Source organism: Ensifer sp. 4252 (genome assembly GCF_050434565.1).
Lineage (GTDB): Bacteria > Pseudomonadota > Alphaproteobacteria > Rhizobiales > Rhizobiaceae > Ensifer.
In genome coordinates, this window is the sequence record NZ_JBNDIU010000014.1 from 80,092 (window position 1) to 97,812 (window position 17,721).

The 17,721-nt window shown below is 60.8% G+C and carries 15 protein-coding genes; 2 read left to right on the forward strand and 13 right to left on the reverse strand.

From position 1 onward, the window contains the following. Window positions 1–29 precede the first annotated feature (29 nt). The 10 genes from ABIE33_RS23030 to ABIE33_RS23075 form a co-directional block, all read right to left on the reverse strand. The gene (locus ABIE33_RS23030; protein ID WP_429130150.1) at window positions 30–2,195 is read right to left on the reverse strand and encodes a glycoside hydrolase; all 2,166 of its coding nucleotides are present in this window, start codon (window positions 2,193–2,195) and stop codon (window positions 30–32) included. Further along, window positions 2,195–3,193: a glycosyltransferase gene (locus ABIE33_RS23035; protein WP_429129929.1), complete on the reverse strand. Its 999-nt coding sequence runs from the start codon at window positions 3,191–3,193 to the stop codon at window positions 2,195–2,197. Before ABIE33_RS23035 ends, ABIE33_RS23030 begins: the two co-directional genes overlap by 1 nt. A 54-nt stretch (window positions 3,194–3,247) precedes the next feature. Then, complete coding sequence (locus ABIE33_RS23040) at window positions 3,248–3,637, reverse strand: VanZ family protein (protein ID WP_429129931.1); 390 nt, start codon at window positions 3,635–3,637, stop codon at window positions 3,248–3,250. 85 nt (window positions 3,638–3,722) lie between these two features. After that, a complete protein-coding gene (locus tag ABIE33_RS23045) occupies window positions 3,723–4,823 on the reverse strand; it encodes a glycosyltransferase family 4 protein (RefSeq protein ID WP_429130152.1) in 1,101 nt (366 codons plus the stop codon). A gap of 372 nt (window positions 4,824–5,195) precedes the next feature. Beyond that, the gene (locus ABIE33_RS23050; RefSeq protein WP_429129934.1) at window positions 5,196–6,440 is read right to left on the reverse strand and encodes a glycosyltransferase family 4 protein; all 1,245 of its coding nucleotides are present in this window, start codon (window positions 6,438–6,440) and stop codon (window positions 5,196–5,198) included. A gap of 10 nt (window positions 6,441–6,450) precedes the next feature. Continuing rightward, window positions 6,451–7,221: a polysaccharide deacetylase family protein gene (locus ABIE33_RS23055; protein WP_429129937.1), complete on the reverse strand. Its 771-nt coding sequence runs from the start codon at window positions 7,219–7,221 to the stop codon at window positions 6,451–6,453. Then, the gene (locus ABIE33_RS23060) at window positions 7,214–8,545 is read right to left on the reverse strand and encodes an O-antigen ligase family protein (protein ID WP_429129940.1); all 1,332 of its coding nucleotides are present in this window, start codon (window positions 8,543–8,545) and stop codon (window positions 7,214–7,216) included. Before ABIE33_RS23060 ends, ABIE33_RS23055 begins: the two co-directional genes overlap by 8 nt. A gap of 13 nt (window positions 8,546–8,558) precedes the next feature. Beyond that, on the reverse strand, window positions 8,559–10,172 hold the full coding sequence (locus tag ABIE33_RS23065) for a GumC family protein (RefSeq protein WP_429129942.1): 1,614 nt from the start codon (window positions 10,170–10,172) through the stop codon (window positions 8,559–8,561). A gap of 127 nt (window positions 10,173–10,299) precedes the next feature. Continuing rightward, the gene (locus ABIE33_RS23070) at window positions 10,300–11,445 is read right to left on the reverse strand and encodes a GNAT family N-acetyltransferase (protein WP_429129945.1); all 1,146 of its coding nucleotides are present in this window, start codon (window positions 11,443–11,445) and stop codon (window positions 10,300–10,302) included. Continuing rightward, window positions 11,435–12,757 (reverse strand): lipopolysaccharide biosynthesis protein, encoded by a 1,323-nt coding sequence (locus ABIE33_RS23075; RefSeq protein WP_429129948.1) that lies wholly within the window; start codon window positions 12,755–12,757, stop codon window positions 11,435–11,437. Before ABIE33_RS23075 ends, ABIE33_RS23070 begins: the two co-directional genes overlap by 11 nt. 286 nt (window positions 12,758–13,043) lie before the next feature. On the opposite strand from ABIE33_RS23075, the gene ABIE33_RS23080 reads away from it, so the two are divergent. Continuing rightward, window positions 13,044–13,715: a N5-glutamine methyltransferase family protein gene (locus tag ABIE33_RS23080; RefSeq protein ID WP_429130154.1), complete on the forward strand. Its 672-nt coding sequence runs from the start codon at window positions 13,044–13,046 to the stop codon at window positions 13,713–13,715. Beyond that, window positions 13,712–14,827 (forward strand): hypothetical protein, encoded by a 1,116-nt coding sequence (locus tag ABIE33_RS23085; RefSeq protein ID WP_429129951.1) that lies wholly within the window; start codon window positions 13,712–13,714, stop codon window positions 14,825–14,827. The genes ABIE33_RS23080 and ABIE33_RS23085 overlap by 4 nt, the downstream gene beginning before the upstream one ends. A 35-nt stretch (window positions 14,828–14,862) precedes the next feature. Here the strand turns inward: ABIE33_RS23085 and nadE are convergent, their stop codons facing one another. The 3 genes from nadE to ABIE33_RS23100 are packed head-to-tail and all read right to left on the reverse strand — an operon-like array spanning window position 14,863 to window position 17,706. Continuing rightward, window positions 14,863–15,870 (reverse strand): NAD(+) synthase, encoded by a 1,008-nt coding sequence (gene nadE / locus ABIE33_RS23090; RefSeq protein ID WP_429129954.1) that lies wholly within the window; start codon window positions 15,868–15,870, stop codon window positions 14,863–14,865. Further along, window positions 15,867–17,414 carry a class I adenylate-forming enzyme family protein gene (locus ABIE33_RS23095; protein ID WP_429129955.1) on the reverse strand — a complete coding sequence of 516 codons (1,548 nt, stop codon included), beginning with the start codon at window positions 17,412–17,414 and terminating at the stop codon, window positions 15,867–15,869. The genes nadE and ABIE33_RS23095 overlap by 4 nt, the downstream gene beginning before the upstream one ends. Window positions 17,415–17,439: 25 nt before the next feature. Beyond that, window positions 17,440–17,706, reverse strand: coding sequence for an acyl carrier protein (locus tag ABIE33_RS23100; RefSeq protein ID WP_429129958.1), 267 nt, complete (start codon window positions 17,704–17,706; stop codon window positions 17,440–17,442). Window positions 17,707–17,721: the final 15 nt, after the last annotated feature.

Consider the following 17,721-nt stretch of genomic DNA (forward strand, 5'->3'; position numbering starts at 1 on the left):
GTGTAGCCGACTTGTTCGCCGAACGTGGTCTACTGCAGCTCCAGCAGGAAGTAGGTCGTCGGGCCGGACGGGGCATCGTTGCTCAGGCGAAATGCAACCGCACCGGCGCCATCGACGACCGGTGGGTGAACTGTTCCGTCAAGACCCACCGGTGAAATGCGCCACTTGGCCGCCGTCCTCGACAGGGAGAGATCGACAGTCCCCCGGCGGATCAGCACCGGCAACCGGCCAAAACTCTCAATGACCTTCTCGTCATTGTCACGGAACGTCATATCCGTATTCCGGGCATCGGTTGCAAAGATCAGCAGGAAACGCCGGCTGTCGGACAGGGTTTCCGGAACATCGAGCGTCGAGAGCGCGACAAGACCGCTGCCGTCGGCGCGCTCCACCCGCAGCACACCGAGGTCGACCGGCTCGCGCAGGGACGCAAACGCCATCGCTTCCGTTGCCGGTGTCGTAACACGCAGCTGACCGGCGAAACGATCGAGGACGATTTCGCCGGTGCTGCTTTGATAGATGCCGGCGTCGACGGTCGTTCCATTGTCTGGTTTCAACGTGCCGCTCGCCCGCAACAGCGCCAGCACATTGTCGCTGCTTTCCTGCCGTGGCTGAGCAACCGCGATCGCATCACCCAATCGCTCGGCGCGTTCCAGACCGATACGACCGACCAGGGCAAGATCGGTCAGAGATTCCGGCTCACGCGCCTGCATGTCGTCGGTCAGATCCTTCTCGCCGCGCACGGAAAACGGGATCGTCACATCCGAGGTTGCAACATCGCCGCGCCGATAGAGCAAGGCGGCCAAGGTTTCGCCCGCCCGCGCAACCGGATCGAGGGCGATCGCGTAGGGCAGCATCGCTCGCTTATGCGGAAACGGCTCCCCATAGGCGAGCGCGATCGGCCCATGGCCGTGGCGGCAAAGGGCGTCCCAACCCTGAAGGGCGGCATAGGCCGGCATGGCAAGGCCACCTTCGTAGCGGTAGCGGTTCCAGAACAGGTGATCGTATTCGCTGACGACAAACGGCTTTCCGAGCCAGCGCGATGCCGCGATCATCCTGATATAGTTGACGCTGTCGGCGATTGAGCTGGTTTGAAGAAGTTCGCTGCCCGGCGTGTAGCCGCCGACCCAATCGTGGTAAGTGTTCGCCGTGACGACTTGGAGATCGCGCCTGCTGAGAGCCATCTGGCTCGAGGGCCAGTTGTTGTAGTTGGTGATCAGGCCCGTGTAGCCAAGGTCGCGCAGAACCTTGCTCATGCGCGCGGTGGAGGCACGCTCGGTTTCGACGAAGAACGCCTGAAGATCGCGCAGACGCGGGCTGTCGATATAGCGGTCCTGAGGCAACCTGATCCCGCCTGTTTCAAGCACTTCCCCGGAATCAAGCGCGCCCCAGACCTTCGTCAGGCCCACCGTCGTGCCGTAACGCTTCTTCAGCCAGAGATTGAACGGCTGAACCAATCTGTCGTCATAGGGCGCCCGACCGGGCCGATCGTGAACCACCGCCTCGAACTCCAGGCCATTCTCATTGGCAAGAATGACCAGGGCCAGGGCTTCGTCGCGGATCGGAGCTTCGCCCGTATAAGGGTTAACGCGGCCGAGGACCGCCTGCTGCAACCGCTTCCAATGCTCAAAGGTCCGATCATCCAGGTGAAGCATGAGTTTCACATCGCCGCCGGTGTCCCAGCGGTCATCGAAACCGCCATAGGCGCCACGCGGCGACGACAGGCCGTCGATAATCCAACGGATCCCGTTGCGCTTCAGAGCCGCAAGCAGGTACTGGATCCGGTCGAGCGTTTCCGGGTCGAAATCGAAATCCCGATCACGCCCGAACATCAGGCTCGCGTCGACGAAATGCAGGCGCGCGATGTTGTAGCCATGCATCGCCAACTGGCGCGCATAACGGTCCGCGCCCTCGTGATCGGGGAAGCCGCCGGATGCGGGGCTCCAGGCAAGCGAGGCGCACAACATCCTGACCGGCTTATCCGGCGCTTTGGCATAGGCGAGGCGCCCGGCCTTGCCGACAACCAGTTTATGAGCGCGATCGATCGGGCCGTTCGGCAGGATGGACGAAAAATCGAGCGGGCTGCCTGGTCGCAATTCGAGAGAGATCTCCTTCACCGGAACCCATTGATCCGTGGCGCGCGCAGGCACGCACATCACCGCAAAGGCCAGCACCGCAGCCAGGCATCGCTGGCGCATCACGCTACCGCTCCAAGCAACCTGCTCTCGATCGGGGCCTCCGGCTTTCGCCGACGCCTGAAAAAGCCGACGGGCAACGCAGCAGCGTGGAAGAACCACGCGACGACCGTGTACAGCCCCATGTTCAGGCTGCCTTTGCGAATGCTCATCAACACGATGACTGCGGCAAGGACCGCGAAGACGATGCCCAGGCCAAAAGCCAAGCTCGGCGAGAACAAAAGCACGCAGAGCGAGAGCGCCCACCACAGATAGACGAGGCACCAGAGCTTCAGCTCGGGCAGTTCGCGCAACAGCTGAAAGAAATAGGGCCGACCGAGCGACGCGCGCAGAAGTTCGCCGATACCGAAGAGATATTTGCTTTTCCAGCGCCGAACCAGCAGGCGATAGGAATTGAGCGTATGTCCGAAGTGCTGGACAAAACGCCGGTCAAGGCGATGCAACCCCCATCCGGCGCTTCGCAGCCGGATGCCGAGATCGAATTCTTCGTATCCATGCAGGTTGCGATCAGAGAGGTAAACAACCGCTTCGATCGCATCGCGCCGGTAGAGCCCACCGCCGTTCATTCGGTCGATCGATCCGATCCGATTTTCCGGCGAGTTGCGATTGACGCGACGCGAGAACTCGAGATTGGACGTGAGCATCTCCTGGACATGGCCGGTAACGCCGGCAGCCTCAGGATTGTCGGCGAGGAACGCCACGGCGACGGCGAGAAAATCACGGTCGAGCAGCATGTCGCCGTCGAGCAGACAGAGATGATCCCCTTTGGAATACTGAAAGCCGAGTTGCGGGCCAATGCCGCAGCTTGGCCGCGCCGGCGGGCTGATCTGCGCGATGACGACGGGATACCGGGCGGCAATCTCGACCGTTCGATCGGATGAGCCACTGTCGGCAACGATGACTTCGCCACCTGTCTCGCCGAGCGCTGCAAGCGCACTTTCAATCGTGGCCGCTATTCGCTTCTCTTCATTCAGCGTCTTGATGATGACGGATACTGACAAGCGCGCCTCCAAAATCACCGGAGCGTCTAGCCAAGCGTCCCGGCGCAGCCAGTTCTACCCGCGATACTTTGCGTTTTGGTTTATTTGCACCAGCAATTGCAGCAGACGCGACCGATAGCGGATAAGGACCCAACCCGAAGCGACGCCGCATGCGCCGCCAAGCAATTTGATGGCGAGGTCCCCGATCCGGGCGTGACGGTCCGCCGACACCACCTGCAGCAATTCGAACCCGATGGCGGTGGCCAAAACGAGCCCAAGGACAAGCAGGAGCCGCCGGGGATAGGCAATTGCAAAGAGCAGCCCCATCAGCCCGAACGCGCCGAACCGCTCAACATGCACGAACGTGCCCATGCGCGGGCGCAGATCGAGTGGCGAGAGGGTCGAATAGGCGATCACGGCGAATATGAGCCAGGCAGACAGCCCTGCGGTGCGTTTGATATTCATACTGTTTTTGTTTCTCCGCGCCGCACACAACACGGCAATCATCAGCCCGACGGCAACAGGGATGTCGCGTGCAATTGCGCGCGATCTACTTTGCCACCAACGCGCTATACACCGCGACGGTCTTTTCCGCCACGCTTGTCCAGCTATAGGCGGCTTCGGCGTGCGCCGCACGGGCGCGCATCTCGCTTTCACTGGGCGGATTGCCAAGCTTCGCCGTCATGGCCGATGCCAGCGCCTCGACATCGCCAAGCGGGAAATATTCGTCGCTTGCAAGGCCAAGCTCGACATTGGCAACGATATCGCTCGCAAGAACCGGCAAGCCATAGGCCATGGCCTCCAGCAGGGCGATCGGCATGCCCTCGTGGCTGGAAGGCAGAACGAAAAGCGCCGCATTGGCGAATAGCTCCGCCAGCCGGTCACCGGATTGGAAGCCCGCTAGAACCACACCTCCGACGTCACCTGCCAGCCTTCTCACCTCCTCGGTGTAGGGCGTCTCGAATTCTGCACCGCCGGCCAGCACCAACCTGAAATCCTGGCTGGAGCATTTGGCATAGGCGCGGATCAGATCGAGCTGGCGCTTCTCGGGCACGACCCGTGCGGCAAGCAGGATGTACCGCCGTGGCGCAAGGCCGAACTCGGCAAGAATGCCGGTCTCGCCCTTGGCCGCCGTGACCGACACCCCGTTGGGCACAAGGGCCATGGACACCTTGTGCCGCGCGCCCATCGTCTCGGCGATATCCTTCGAAATGGCGATCCGCCCGCTTGCAAAGCGCATGCCCAGTCGTTCGCCGAGCTTCAGCGTGCCCTTGGCAAGGGCACCCCATTTTTGCCGGTCGTAGTCATAGCCATGATGGGTGACGACCACCTTCAGGCCAAGCATTCTCGCAAGCGGTACAAAAAGCGCAGGCCCTATCGCATGGATATGCAGCACATCAGGACGCTGCCAGCCTGCGTAGCAAACACCGATGAACGTGTGAACGATGGCTTCCAGCGCCATTCGGCGCGGCGCCCAGAAAGGCAAGACGCGAATACCGTTCCAGCTAAAGGGGACAGACGCAGGAAGATATCGGCGGCGTCCTATCACGTCGACGTCCCAGCCATGCTTCGTGAGCTTGCCGGCAAGAATCTCGACATGCTTTTCGATGCCACCCTGCACATCCGGAATTCCGCGCAGGCCCAGCATCATCACGCGCCGCCGTCCGGTCCGGGCGCTGTGTCGTCGATCCTTGCCTGTCAACTCGCGATAACTTTGCACGAGGTAGACTCCACGCTGGGCGGTACCACCCTTTCCGTCGACGCCGTCCAATATTCCCGATTGTACAATCTCAGTGGAGACCGACGGCTGTTGCCGACGACCAACTTGCGAGACTCCTGACTTCCTGCCCATGGCGTGGCCTCAAGGATTGCGCACCCAGGGCCATTTACGTTTACAATACTTAACAAAACCGTAAATAAATCGTTATACATCTAATAATTCGATCAACAAACGAACAAAATTAATGTCGCGGTAAGTATATTCGCAAGTCTTGGTTAATGGCGCAAGGATAAATCTGCCCAACTAGGTCGCCCCAAGCGCGGCATAGAGATCAAGCGTTCTGTCGCGATAAGCATCGGCGGAGAAATCTCTGGATATCCACGCCCTGCCGGCAGCGCCCATACGGGCGCGCGCTGTCGGCCCGAGGGCCGTCATGTCGGCCAGCACCCTTGCCAGATCCTCGGCGTCTCCCGACGTTGCCGTCGTGCCCGTTTCCCCGACCTGGATCATTTCCGGAATGCCTCCGACGGCTGAACCGACCACCGGCCGTCCCAGAGCATAAGCTTCCAGCAAACTGATGGGCGCGTTTTCGTACCATTCCGACGGCAGCACGAGCGCCCTGGATGATCCGATCAACCTGTGAAGACTCTCGCCTGAGAGATATCCGGCAAACGTCACGTCTGCATTGAGCTCGCTCGCGAGCCGACGTAGCGATGCCTCTTCCGGGCCGGTGCCGGCGACGACCAACCGCTGTTTCGAGAGTGCCGCCGCCTTGATCAGCGTGGCGATGCCCTTTTCGGGCGCAAGCCGGCCTGCGAAAACGAAGTAGTCGCCCTCGTCCCAGGTGCTGCTGTAATCGTCCACGTCCACGAAGTTCGGAATGTGCACCATCTGCTCACGCGGCCAGCCCCATTCGACGAGCTTCTCCACGTAGAACCGGCTCGGAACGACGATCCGGTCGACCTTGTTGCGATAGAGCCCCAGCGTACGATGCAGCACCGTTTCTGCCAGCACGACACCGCTCAATATCGCCGAACCCTTGACGCAGCGGTGGCGCAGGACGTTGTAGACCCGTCCGCCGCGACAGTCCTCGCAGATATTGCCATCGCGCAGCATCTTGTAGGAAGGACAGGCAAGTTTGAGGTCATGAGCCGTCATGACAACCGGCACGCCCACTGCCTTCAACGTCGAAAAGATCGCCGGCGACAGGTGGTGATAGACGTTGTGCGCATGGGCAACCGACGGACGTGCCCGGTCGATCAGCCTGGCGATGTTGCGCTGCCCTTCGCGCGAATAGATCACGCTTGCCGCCTGCTCTATTTTCCGCAGAAAGTTCGTTTGCCGACCAAATTCGATTTCGGAGACGAAGTACTCGGACCATTCGGAGCGTTCATTGTCCTCGTGCTCCATGGCAAAGGGCACGACATCCCAGCCGATATCGGCGAACATCTTCATATGGTCGAAGAACACCGCCTCGGCGCCGCCGCGCCGATAGAAGTAGTTGTTGATGGCGAGAAGTCGCTTGCCGGCAGCTACCGTGTTGGGCACATCGCTCTCCTCATCCGCCAAGCCGGTCGAGTGCCCTGTCGACCGGCAGGACGGTGCATCCCTTCTCGACCGCATATCGCACGAGCTTTTCGAACGTCTCCGGCGTACAGCCATAAGGCGTCGATCGCGGCGCGATGTCGTGCGTGAAAAAGACCAGCCATCCCGGCTGCGCGACGAGATCATCGATCCAGCGGGTCAGCGCAAGCGCGTGCGCCTCGGGCTGGCGGATCTCGACCGCCTTCAACATCAGCGGATCGACCGCACCGCGGTTGATCGCCTCCCCTGCGGCCCTGCACGTGCGGTAGCGCCGCCCCAGTTCCTTGCGCGCCATCGGCCAGGCGGCGTTGTAGGGAAAGGCAAAGTTTCTTGCCGGCTCTGCCACGCCACTGGCTGCCAGATAGTCCGCATTTCGGTCGAGGTCGCGCGCAAGCGCGCCTGCAACCAGGCGCCTTATCTTCGCATGGCTGAAGGTGTGGCAGCCGACTTCGTGTTCGCGCTTCGAGAGCGCCTCACAGCCCGCTGCGCTGATCAAGGTTCGATCCGGCTCGATCCGCCCTTCGAGCCCCCCGGCAATGTAGAATGTGCCGCGAACGCCGTGCCGTTCAAGGATTTCGGCACCCTGATGCAAGGCGCTGTCAGGCACATCGTCGAAGGTGAACGAAACGAGCGGAACGTCGGTTGCAACGGCGAGCTTCTTCGCAGCAAAGCGCCAGATCAGGCGATTTGCCAACCGGTCGACAAGGCCGTCAACCTTCAGAAGCGTTTGGGAGACACTATGCATGCACAACCATCCTTTGTGTCCCCGCGCGAGGCACTGTCGTCAACGCGGCAGACGATTGCAGCCGCAGCCCGCAAATCGCAAAGAGCAATGCGAACCAAAGCAGGTTCGGCCCATCAAAGAACAGGTTTTCGAGACCGGCAGTGTACAGCGCGTAAAGCCAGACGCGGAGAAAAAGGCGTGTGAGGGGCGAATGCTCACTGACGGCGGGAATGCGGGAAATGTGATAGAGCGGCGTTATGACCAACCACAACAATGTCAGCAGCAGGCCGGGAAGGCCAATTATCAGCAGGGTCTCGAGATAGGAATTGTGCGAATGGGCCGCCCGCGCCGCCCAGGTCTCGATGTTGCCGCCGCTGAAGACCACTTCCTCAGTCTGCCAAAAGGCCTTTAGACCATGGCCGACGATGGGGTGCTCTGCGATCGCGGCAAAGGCGAAGCGCCATACATCGGCGCGGTTCGTGAAAGTGGCATCGATTCCCAGTGACGTGACGAAATCGCCAACCGGGCGGATGACTGCCGAACCTACGGCAAACAGGTTGAACAGAGCAACACCGCCGATCGCGATCGGTATCCGCAAAAAACGCACATGTTCGAAAACCCACACCAGCAGAAGGATCGCCGGCAACATGGCAGTCGAGGTTTTTCCTCCCGTGTGTATCAGGAAGAAGAACGACAATGCCAGAATTGTAATCCCCACGATCCGCGACCAGGCATGCATGACGAAAAGACCGTAGAATGATGCCAATACCATGCCGACCGCGGCTTCGTTCTTGTGCCGATAGAAGCCCCGCCATAAACCGGCATGCATCGGCTCAAGCACCTCGTTGGCCTGATGAATGGAGAGCAGGGGTCTGAAGAGTATGCCGTAATAGGCAACCGCCAACATGACGAGCGTCGCAATGCCGAGCATCTTGGCGAAATGCCGTTCCGAACGGGGTAGCAGCAGGTAGGCACTGGCATTCACAACGACCAACGTGGTCAAGATCAAAGCCTTCATTCCGGAAGCAGGATGCGCCGAAACAAGACAGGCAAACAGCAGCCATAGAAACAGGATCGAAAGAAGCAAACGCGGCTGCAAGAGCGCGTTTCGCATCGGATGCAGGAGTCCATAGCAGAAGGCACCTGAAACGAGCAGCAGGGCCACCATCTGGTTCAAGCGACTGGAATTGTCCGCATTCGGATCGAGCAGGGCCTCGGTAGTCAAATCGACGAAAGAATGGAACGGTATCCAGTAGTACAGCGTAATGGCCATGAACAGCAGGGTGCCAATGCGCAGCCGCAGCGTTTCGGCGGCAGTGGTTTCAGCATAGGCGGCGCTCGTCATTGGCGCGCTCCCGTCAGGCAGTCGCCGGCTGCGGACGGCGAATATATCTCCACAAGCCGAGGGCGATCGCTGCCGAGACGCCCAGGAAGAGGCCGAGCATGCCGCCGGCAATCAGCAGGATCACCGTACGGGGCGGCCATGTGCGTGAGTTGGGAGGCAGCGCCCGCGAGATCACCCGCACATTGGTCGTATCGATCTGCTGCTGTTCGGTGATTTGCTGGGCGCGCGCAAGATGCGTCTCGTAAATCGCAGCCTTGGCGCGGGCATCGCGCTCCAGATCGCGCAACTGAACCTGGGCCTCGTTGTCGGTGAAGACGTTTGATTTTTCGGTATTGGCCTTGCCGCGTAGCGCCTCCAGCGCCTGCCGCTCGCGATCCATGTCCGCCTTGGCGCGCTCCAGAATGCGGCGGGCCTCATCGGCAAGCGCGCCCTCGAGGGTCGTCCGCTCGGATCTGGCGGCCACCAAGCGGGGATGCCGCTCGCCGAAAGTCCGGAGCATCGAGGCGATCTGCTGCTGGAGCATGTTGTACTGCCCGCGCAGGTTCGTCATGTTTTCGGATTCAAACTCCGACGCGCTGGCGGTTCTCCCTTGAGCGATTGCCGCACTCATCTGGTTGTAGCGTGTCTCTGCCTGGATGAAGCGCTGCTGTGCGTCCAGGACCTGGGTGTTGAGTTCGCCGGAAAGCTGATTGCTGACCAATTGACCATTGGTCGACTGCAGGCCATTGACCCGACGGAAATCTTCCACCGCCCGCTCGGCATCGGTCACGTTGCGGCGCAATTCGTCCAGCCGGGCGTTCAGGTTCTTGGCGACACGGCCGGCACTGTCCGCAGCCGACTGAAACAGCTCCTGCTCGAAAGCATCCACGATTGCGTTCGAGAGGGTCACGGCCTTTGCCGGCTCCTCACTCCAAACCTTCATGACGACGACGAAAGAACGCTCCTCCCGCCGCGCCTCGACGCGCTCCGAAAGCGCGCGCATGGCAGCAAGTTCATTGTTTACCTGCTGCTCCTGCTTCGAGGAAAACAGATTGCGCAGCGATGCAAAGGATGCCGGCTTGACGAACTCTGGATCGCGCGTGAGTTGCAATTCATCGATCACCCGCGCCAGCACATTGCGTGACGTCAGGATCCTGAGTTTGCTCTCCACTTCCAACAGTTGCGCGTCACGCTGCGGATTGCTTGTAAAGACATCGTCGCTGACGACATTGAGATTGGACGGATCGACAACGATATCCGTGTAGACGGTGTAACGAGGCGACGCGGTCATCGCATAAACGAGGGCCGCAAATGTACAGATCGTCACTGCGGCGATAATCCAGAACATACCGTCGCGCAGCCAGCGAATAACGTCGTCTACCCCGATCTGGCTGACGAGGTGAAGCCGCGGCAAGAACGCGCCACCGACATGCGGCGTCGGCTGCTTCTCTGCCTGCGCCCGGGGAACTGCCTGGGAGGGCCGGACTTCCGGCTCTCTTCGCGGCGCTTGCTTTTCTTCAAAAGGTGGGAGTGCATCCTCGTCGTCAGCCGGCAGAAGATTGAGCAACGAACCGCTGCCGACCATCGCACGTTGACCGTGCGATGGTTGAGGCGACCTTTGTTGTCGGGGCTCGTTCGGCCTATACATCCGCATTCCTCACGCCCGCTTCAAGACGCAAAAATCGCCGGCTTGCGCGTCTCGTATCTCCAATGAAGAATTAGAGTTGTACGGTGAAAATTCCGTTAATCGGCCAGGTAGCCATTTACCTTGACGCTCAGAAATCCGTCAGCAACCGGCTCCAGCTTTCGGATGCCAGGCCGCCGATATAGAGGTCGTTGCGCAATGCCGCATCCTTGAGATCTCCATGGCGCGTCACCATGCAGAAATATCCCCGGTGGCGGAACGTTAGCCAGCGTTGGCGCGATATCGCATTCATCAGAAAGGGCTGTGCAGCGCCTGTGGCCTGGGCATAACCTTCGCGGTCGAGGCAGGCAAACATCTCGGCCGTCACCTCAAACTCCCGACCCGGTTGACAAAGCACATTCAGGACCGTCGCAGTCCTGTTCGCCTTGCCAAGAAAGAGGAAAACACCAATTGCTCTTCCATCCGCCGTTACTTGGCGGAAATGCACTTCACCGAGGCCTTGGTTCTTGCCGGCGATCGCGACGAGCCAATCGAACTCTTCGGTTGACCAAACGGGCCTGACCGAAAACCGTTCCATCATTGGTCGGGCACACTCGAGAAACTCGTTGGCCCCGATCACCTTCGTCGTGCATCCTGAGGCCGGGGCGGGTTTCACAGATGGTCTTCGCCGGCGCAGGATCTTATCGAATGCACCAAGGACACCGAGCGCTATTTTCGAACCCAGTGCCGGAAATTGGCGGCTGGCACGAATGGCGCTGCTGGTCGCCGGTCGAAACGATCGCTGCCACTCCAGGCTTTGTATCGGGAGCACTACCCCGCCTCCGGCAACCCAATGGTCCGCACTCACCGGCGACGAATTATCCGAGAAGCACATGTCCTGGCGCGCGGCACGCATCGTACGAGCGAGACATGCTGCACCAAGGGCCCCCGCCTTTCCGTCTGACATGAACGCACAAAGAAGCTTGCCGACGGTATGGCGACCGTGGATGGAGAATTCCATCGGCAGCGCCAGGATCGCGCTCGCGATGGTGCCGTCGCCGTCATCGTAGACGATACTGCCATGCTCGGGAGTGTAGAGCGGACTGCCGAAGAAGGTCGCTTCAAGATACTGCCGGAGATCATCGCTTGGCTCGATGTCGCGCTTGCGGAAAATCTTGCTGAAGAGCCGGCTCACCGCAGGGACATCGCCTAGCTCCATGGGTCTCACGCTGCCCGGATGCGGCATGCGACGCCCGATGGCTGTGGCAGTTTCCAGTTCCCTCAGCTCAGCCTTCATGTGCCATCCTCGCCGGGACCACGTTCTCAACCGCTCCCTCCCTGTCGCGCCGGACGAAGCGCAGGAAGACACTCCAGGATACGATGACCATGGCGATCTCGATCACATAGAAGGAGATGAATGTGCCCACAGGCGGCGCATACCAGGTCGCCCACGCCGTCAACGCCGCGCCGAGTACGCTGCCGAGGCCCATGACAGAGGCACGCGCCGGGTGATGCCCGGATGCTCCCATCGCCTCCATTGCGACCGACCACATGGCAATCGGCACGACGACCCAGCAGAGAATTCGAACGAAGGATACCAGCGAGACATAGTCCCGGCCGAAGAGGTAAGGCAGCACCGGCGCAAGAACGAAGACCGCGATCGCCGCCGCAATACTGATCGAGGTGGCAGCAACGAGCACCTTGCGTACCCGCTCGAAGGCATGGTGCAGGCCGGAGGCCGTTGCCTTGGCCGAACCGGGATAAATCAACCGGTTCAGCGCCTCGACCGAGAGATAGCTGCTTTCCAGCATGCGCCGCGCGACGCTGTAGCTCGACATCACTTCTGCGGAGGCAACGAGGCTCAGGACGAGCAAGTCGGCATTCTGGCGCACCGCGCGCAGAATGAAGGGCACGCTGAAATAGAGCCCCTGCGGCAGTTCTTCGCGCACGATGCCGTAGGTTGGCCGACCAAGGCCCTTGACGGCATACCAGCAGCCGATCGCGACAAGTACATGGCATGCGAATTGCCAGACCGCCCAGGAGGCGACGGTCGCCACTCCAAAGACGATACAGGCGAGCGCAGCGGCGATTGTGCGAGCAATGGCAAAGCTGACGACAACCTTGTTGGCGGATGCGAAATTCGAGTGAGCGAGAAAGATTTGCTCCGTCAGCACGATGACGCGCACGAAGACGACATTGGTCGTCAGCATCAGCGTAATCACGGCGATATTGGTGACCGGATCTGCGGAAAGAGTGAAGAAGAACGGAAGCGCAATCGCGCCAAGCAAAACCAGAAGGGTGCCGCTGATGCCGGTCAAAATGACGTTATGACCGAGCATACGAGAGTACATGCTCCGGTCGCGCGCGACGCGGCGCACGAGGCACTCCATCGCCCCCAACCCGCAGAGATGCACGGCGATATTGGCGACCGCAGTGATCGCCACGAAGACACTGAACTCATGAACGCCGAGCCACCGCGCGAGGATCGCGAACGTCAGAAGCTGGGCAGCGGATCCAATGATGAGGCTGCCGCCCGAGGCGGCATAGGACATGATCATCGACAGGAACGGTTTGTGCGCGCCCGGTTCTCTGAGACCTTCCGATGCCATCCCGATCTGCCTTTGACAACAATCCGACGAAATGTGCGTCCGATGCCGGATGGGCGTTGCCGCAACAGCCGAGCACACGCTTCCGATCATCGCAAGGAATAGCACGTAGAAATGATTGCGCGGTTAACACACCCGCTTCAATTGCATTTTAGCTTCCGTTTACCTGATTGACGTAGTGTGATCCTGCAGCCATCGATCGACGCATGAAGGAGAGGCCGTGCCGCAAAACAACAATCCCCTTCATGATGATCAGGCAAGCGGCGCTGCGCCGCGTTTGCACCGTTTCATGAACGTCGAGCTCGAACTGGCACCTGATGTATTGGTGCCGCGAGAGGAAACGGAGCTTCTCGGACGCACGGCTTCCAACATCCTGCATGATCGGCCATCCGGCGCAACCGTCATCGACATGTGCTGCGGCTCCGGAAACCTGGCGCTCGGGCTTGCGGCCGATGTCGTTTCCGCCCGTGTCTGGGGTGCGGACTTGACCGACAGCACCGTTGCGCTGGCCCGCAGAAACGTCATTCGCCTGAATGTCGCCGATCGCGTCACCATACGGCAAGGCGATCTGTTTGATGCGCTGACCGACGACCATCTCGAGGGCTCGGTCGACATGGTCGTCTGCAACCCACCCTATATTTCCACATCTCGGCTTGAAGGCGACAGCGCCCACCTGCTTGAAGCCGAACCGCGGGAGGCTTTCGATGGCGGCCCATACGGCATCTCGATCCATCAGCGCCTCATCCGCGACGCTGTGGCGTTCCTGAAACCCGGCGGCTGGCTACTCTTCGAGTTCGGCGCCGGCCAGGATCGACAGGCATCCGCCCTTCTCGCCCGCACCAAGGCCTATGAGGCCGTCACCTTCGCCACCGATGTGGAAGGCAGGCCACGCGTCGCCATCGTCAGGAAGTTGCATACTCAGGCATCCGCGCCGAGCGAGGCCGGGAGCAAGGCAAGATGAGTGAAATCCGATCTCTGGAGGCGCCAGACATTCCCGCAATCGCCGGAATGTTCCAGAGGGTGTTCCGCAATGACAAGACCCCGCCGCCGACAACGCTGACCGACTACATGCGCGAACTCTATCTCGACGCCCCGGGATGTGATCCGGAGATCCGTCCGCTCGTCCACGTCAACGCTGAAGGCCGCATCTCCGGCTTCGTCGGCGTCAACGTCCTGCCGATGACGCTCGACGGTCGACAGCTACGTGCAGCCATTTGCGGGTCGCTGATGGTGGAGGATCGCGAAACCGATCCGATGGCTGGCGCACGCCTGTTGAAGGCATTCCTCGCCGGCCCGCAGGATCTTTCTTTCAGCGAGACGGCAAGCGAAGTCTCGACGCAGATGTGGACGCGGCTACGTGGCATCGTGCTGCCGCAATACAGCCTCGATTGGGTGCGCGTTATCCGCCCGGCGACGTTCGCGCTTAGTGTTGCCTCGAACCGGATCAAACTGGCGCGGCTGGCCAATCCGTTGGCCCATGGGCTCGACCGGGTCCATCGCAAGAGAATGGCGCGCGGCCAACAGCGTTGGTCGGCCGTTCCCGACAGCGGTACCAGCCAAGCAAATTATACCGTCACCGATATAGACAAGGCAGCCTTCGCCAATCTCCTACCCTCATTGACCGCCCAATTTCCGCTGCGCCCGAACTGGGCGGAGGAACAGCTCGCGCATATCCTGCACGATGCGGTGCAAAAGCCGGATCAGGGCGATGCAATCTTCGCGTCGGTTGCCGCGCGCACCGGGGCGATCGTCGGCGCCTTCGTCTACTATGCCCGCTCCGGCGGGATCGGTCGCGTGCTGCAAATCCTGGCGCTTCCCGGACAGGCCGGTCCCGTCATCGACGGCCTGATCGATCATGCCGCGGCGCGCGGCGTCGCCGGCTTGCGTGGTCGCACGCAGCCCGCCTTGCTTGAAGCCATGCTCGGCCGGCGCATTGCCTTCGTGCATGTCGCTTCGACCGTCGTTCACGCCCGCGATGCCGGAATTCTTCAGGCGTTCCGTAATTCGCAAGCCTTTCTCAACGGCTTGGCCGGCGAACATTGGAGCCGGTTGATCGGCGGCCACTTCGATTAATCCAGACGACGGGCGGCAATCGCCGCCCTGGCCGGTCAGCCCGCAATCTCTTCCACAGCCGCAACGAGTTGCGGTCCAAGATGCAGGTAGCGCGTCGCCTTGCGTTTGGCGGCGATATCCGCCCAGACGCGATCGACCTGCGTTGCCGTCAGTCCTGCCGCCTGCGCCACTGCCTCGATCGGCAAGCCGTTATTCAGACCGTAGAGGCAAAGATCCATCCGGTCGTAAGGCAGCGAGAAATAGAACTCTTCCTGCGTCTGTTCCAGCGAATAGGTATCCGTCGTCGGCGGGCGGCGGCGGATTTCCTCGGGAACGCCGAGGTGCGCTGCCAGTGCATAGACCTGCGATTTGTAGAGATGCGCAATCGGCTTGACGTCGGCGGCGCCATCGCCGTTCTTCACAAAGAAGCCCTGGTCGTATTCCAGCCGGTTCGGCGTACCGAGCACGGCGAAATTCAGCCGGTCGGCGTGATAGTATTCGATCTGCTTGCGTGTCCGCTGTTTCATGTTGGTTGCGGCAACGATGCCGAGATAGACGGGTGGCGGCATGCGCAACTTGGTCTGCTTGCCCTGCGGATCCTGGACCACCAGCGAAGAGATGTTGTAGCCCTCACCTTCCAGCGCGTTGGCAATCACGATCTTCGATGCCCAGCCGTCGCCATAGGCGGGAACAAGCTGGCGGATGAAGGCGTCGCGACGCTCATAGCAGCCCATTGCCTGCAACGTCGGCCCGATATCCTCGACCACGGCATCGACGCCAAAGGTTTCAGCGACCAGACGACCGAGCCTCAGGCTTTCCGGATCGCTGTCGTTTTCCGGCATGAACAGGCAAAAGACGTTCTTTGCGCCGACGGCCCGCACAGCCAAGGCTACAGAGACGCTGGAATCGATCCCGCCGGAAAGACCGAGAACGAGGCCGCGCTTCTTCATTCCGCGCAGCTGTTCGCGCAGCCCCGCAACGATGCGGTCGGTTTCCGTCGCATGATCGATGACAAGCGTTTCGGCCGAAAACGGATCCGTATCCTGGGTCGGGCGAATGTTCATTCTGCAAACTCCATCGTCTCGGCCGCCAGTCTGCGGCTAACCTTGCCCGTGTCCGTCTTCGGCAACTCCGTGCGGAATTCGATAATTTTCGGGACCATGAAGTCCTCCAGGTGGCGCGAACAATGCCGGATGATGTCTTTGTCGCTAAGTGTCTGGTCCGAGCGCACGACGATTGCCGCGATCGCGTGGCCGAGCACCGGGTCAGCTACGCCCACCACCACGGCTTCAGCGATGCCGGGATGAGAATGCAGGACCGTCTCGACTTCCTTCGGCGCAACCTTCTCGCCGCGGCTCTTGATGATGTCGTCCTTGCGCCCGACGAAATAGAGGAAGCCCTCCGCGTCGGTCTGAAACAGATCGCCGGTGTAGAGCACCTTCTCCCAAGGGTGCGGTCCCGGTCGAAGCATGCGTTCGGTCGAGGCGTCGTTGCGCCAATAGCCCTGCATCACGTGCGGGCCACGGATGACGAGTTCGCCCGGCACGCCCGGCGGCACGCGCCTACCCTCATCGTCGACCACAAAGGCCTCGGTGTTGGGGATGGCGATGCCGACAGAGCCCGGGCGACGGTCAAGTTCTTCTGGCGGCAGATAGGTGCAGCGCTTGCATTCCGTCAGCCCGTACATCGAATACAGTCGCGCGCCGGGAAAAAGTTCTCTTAGCCGGGCGATATGTGCTGGCGGCAGCGCCGCGGCGGTGTTGGAAAGATAGCGAAGGCTGGGCAGGAAGCCCGGTTCCAGATCGCGCATCTGCAGGATCATCGCCGCCATCGTCGGCACAAGCGGAAATCCGGTGACGCCCTCCTCGCGAATGCGCTCGAAGATTGCATGCGGAAACGCGAAGGACTTTTCGAGAACCAGCGTCGCTCCGAGCCGAACGGCCATCAGCAGCTGATAAAGGCCGTAGTCGAAGGCAAGCGGCAGGACATTAAGGATAATGTCGTCGTGCCGGTTGCGCAGGTAGGTGGTGATCGATTCGGATGCCGCATCGATGTTGCGATGCGTCATCATCACGCCCTTGGGGCGCCCGGTGGAACCGGAGGTATAGATCAGCATGGCGAGATCGACGTCGATGCCACCGTGGGCCACCGGCTCTGCATCGCCTTCCAGGCAGGCATCGAATGAGGTCGCGCCAGCCGGCACCTGGCCGTTCGGGGCTGCCGTGGAAGCCACGAACAGGTTCCTATCGCCAGCGAGCACACGGGCTTCAGTCACGACCGGCGTCAGTTTTGCCTGCGTGAGGATGGCGGCTGCCTCGCAATCCTCGATGATATAGGCCAGCTTGTCTGCCTTGGTCGACGAATTGATCGGGCTGAAAGTCGCGCCTGCCTTGAGCACCGCAAAGATCGAAACCGCAGCCTCCCAGCAATTGTCCATGAACACCAGCACGCGATCATTGCGCTTGACGCCGTTCCTGGATAGCGAGGCGGCCAGCTGGCTCGAAAGCCGATCAAGCTCGTCGTATCGCAGCCGCCTGCGGTCGGTGATCAATGCCGTTTTCGGCGCGTGCGCCGCAGCGTTGCCGATAAGGAATTGCTCGAACCGCATCTGCGTGGACCTCACCCGTTGTCGTTTACGCCGTTACCGTCGCGCCAGATTTGGCTTCAATGAAAGCCGAGATGCGCGCGAGCGAATCCAGGTTCGCCGGCACGATATCGGCGTCCGCCATGGCGATGCCGTAGTGATCTTCGATGAAGGCGACCAGCTCCAGCACACCGGTGGAGTCGATGATATCGTTCTCGATCAGCGATGCCGTGTCGGCAAGATCGTAGGACGTGTCGCCGAACAGGAAGTTCTCGATGACAAAGGCCCTGACCTTGTCCTTGATCGTTTCCGTCATGTCTTTTCCTTTCCT

What these genes read in the sequence shown, in the direction of transcription:
- ABIE33_RS23030 (WP_429130150.1), bottom strand. Translation starts at nt 2,195, where the DNA reads ATGCGCCAGCGATGCCTGGCTGCGGTGCTGGCCTTTGCGGTGATGTGC.
- ABIE33_RS23040 (WP_429129931.1), bottom strand. Translation starts at nt 3,637, where the DNA reads ATGAATATCAAACGCACCGCAGGGCTGTCTGCCTGGCTCATATTCGCC.
- ABIE33_RS23045 (WP_429130152.1), bottom strand. Translation starts at nt 4,823, where the DNA reads ATGATGCTGGGCCTGCGCGGAATTCCGGATGTGCAGGGTGGCATCGAA.
- ABIE33_RS23055 (WP_429129937.1), bottom strand. Translation starts at nt 7,221, where the DNA reads ATGCATAGTGTCTCCCAAACGCTTCTGAAGGTTGACGGCCTTGTCGAC.
- ABIE33_RS23060 (WP_429129940.1), bottom strand. Translation starts at nt 8,545, where the DNA reads ATGACGAGCGCCGCCTATGCTGAAACCACTGCCGCCGAAACGCTGCGG.
- ABIE33_RS23065 (WP_429129942.1), bottom strand. Translation starts at nt 10,172, where the DNA reads ATGTATAGGCCGAACGAGCCCCGACAACAAAGGTCGCCTCAACCATCG.
- ABIE33_RS23070 (WP_429129945.1), bottom strand. Translation starts at nt 11,445, where the DNA reads ATGAAGGCTGAGCTGAGGGAACTGGAAACTGCCACAGCCATCGGGCGT.
- ABIE33_RS23075 (WP_429129948.1), bottom strand. Translation starts at nt 12,757, where the DNA reads ATGGCATCGGAAGGTCTCAGAGAACCGGGCGCGCACAAACCGTTCCTG.
- ABIE33_RS23080 (WP_429130154.1), top strand. Translation starts at nt 13,044, where the DNA reads ATGAACGTCGAGCTCGAACTGGCACCTGATGTATTGGTGCCGCGAGAG.
- ABIE33_RS23085 (WP_429129951.1), top strand. Translation starts at nt 13,712, where the DNA reads ATGAGTGAAATCCGATCTCTGGAGGCGCCAGACATTCCCGCAATCGCC.
- nadE (WP_429129954.1), bottom strand. Translation starts at nt 15,870, where the DNA reads ATGAACATTCGCCCGACCCAGGATACGGATCCGTTTTCGGCCGAAACG.
- ABIE33_RS23095 (WP_429129955.1), bottom strand. Translation starts at nt 17,414, where the DNA reads ATGCGGTTCGAGCAATTCCTTATCGGCAACGCTGCGGCGCACGCGCCG.
- ABIE33_RS23100 (WP_429129958.1), bottom strand. Translation starts at nt 17,706, where the DNA reads ATGACGGAAACGATCAAGGACAAGGTCAGGGCCTTTGTCATCGAGAAC.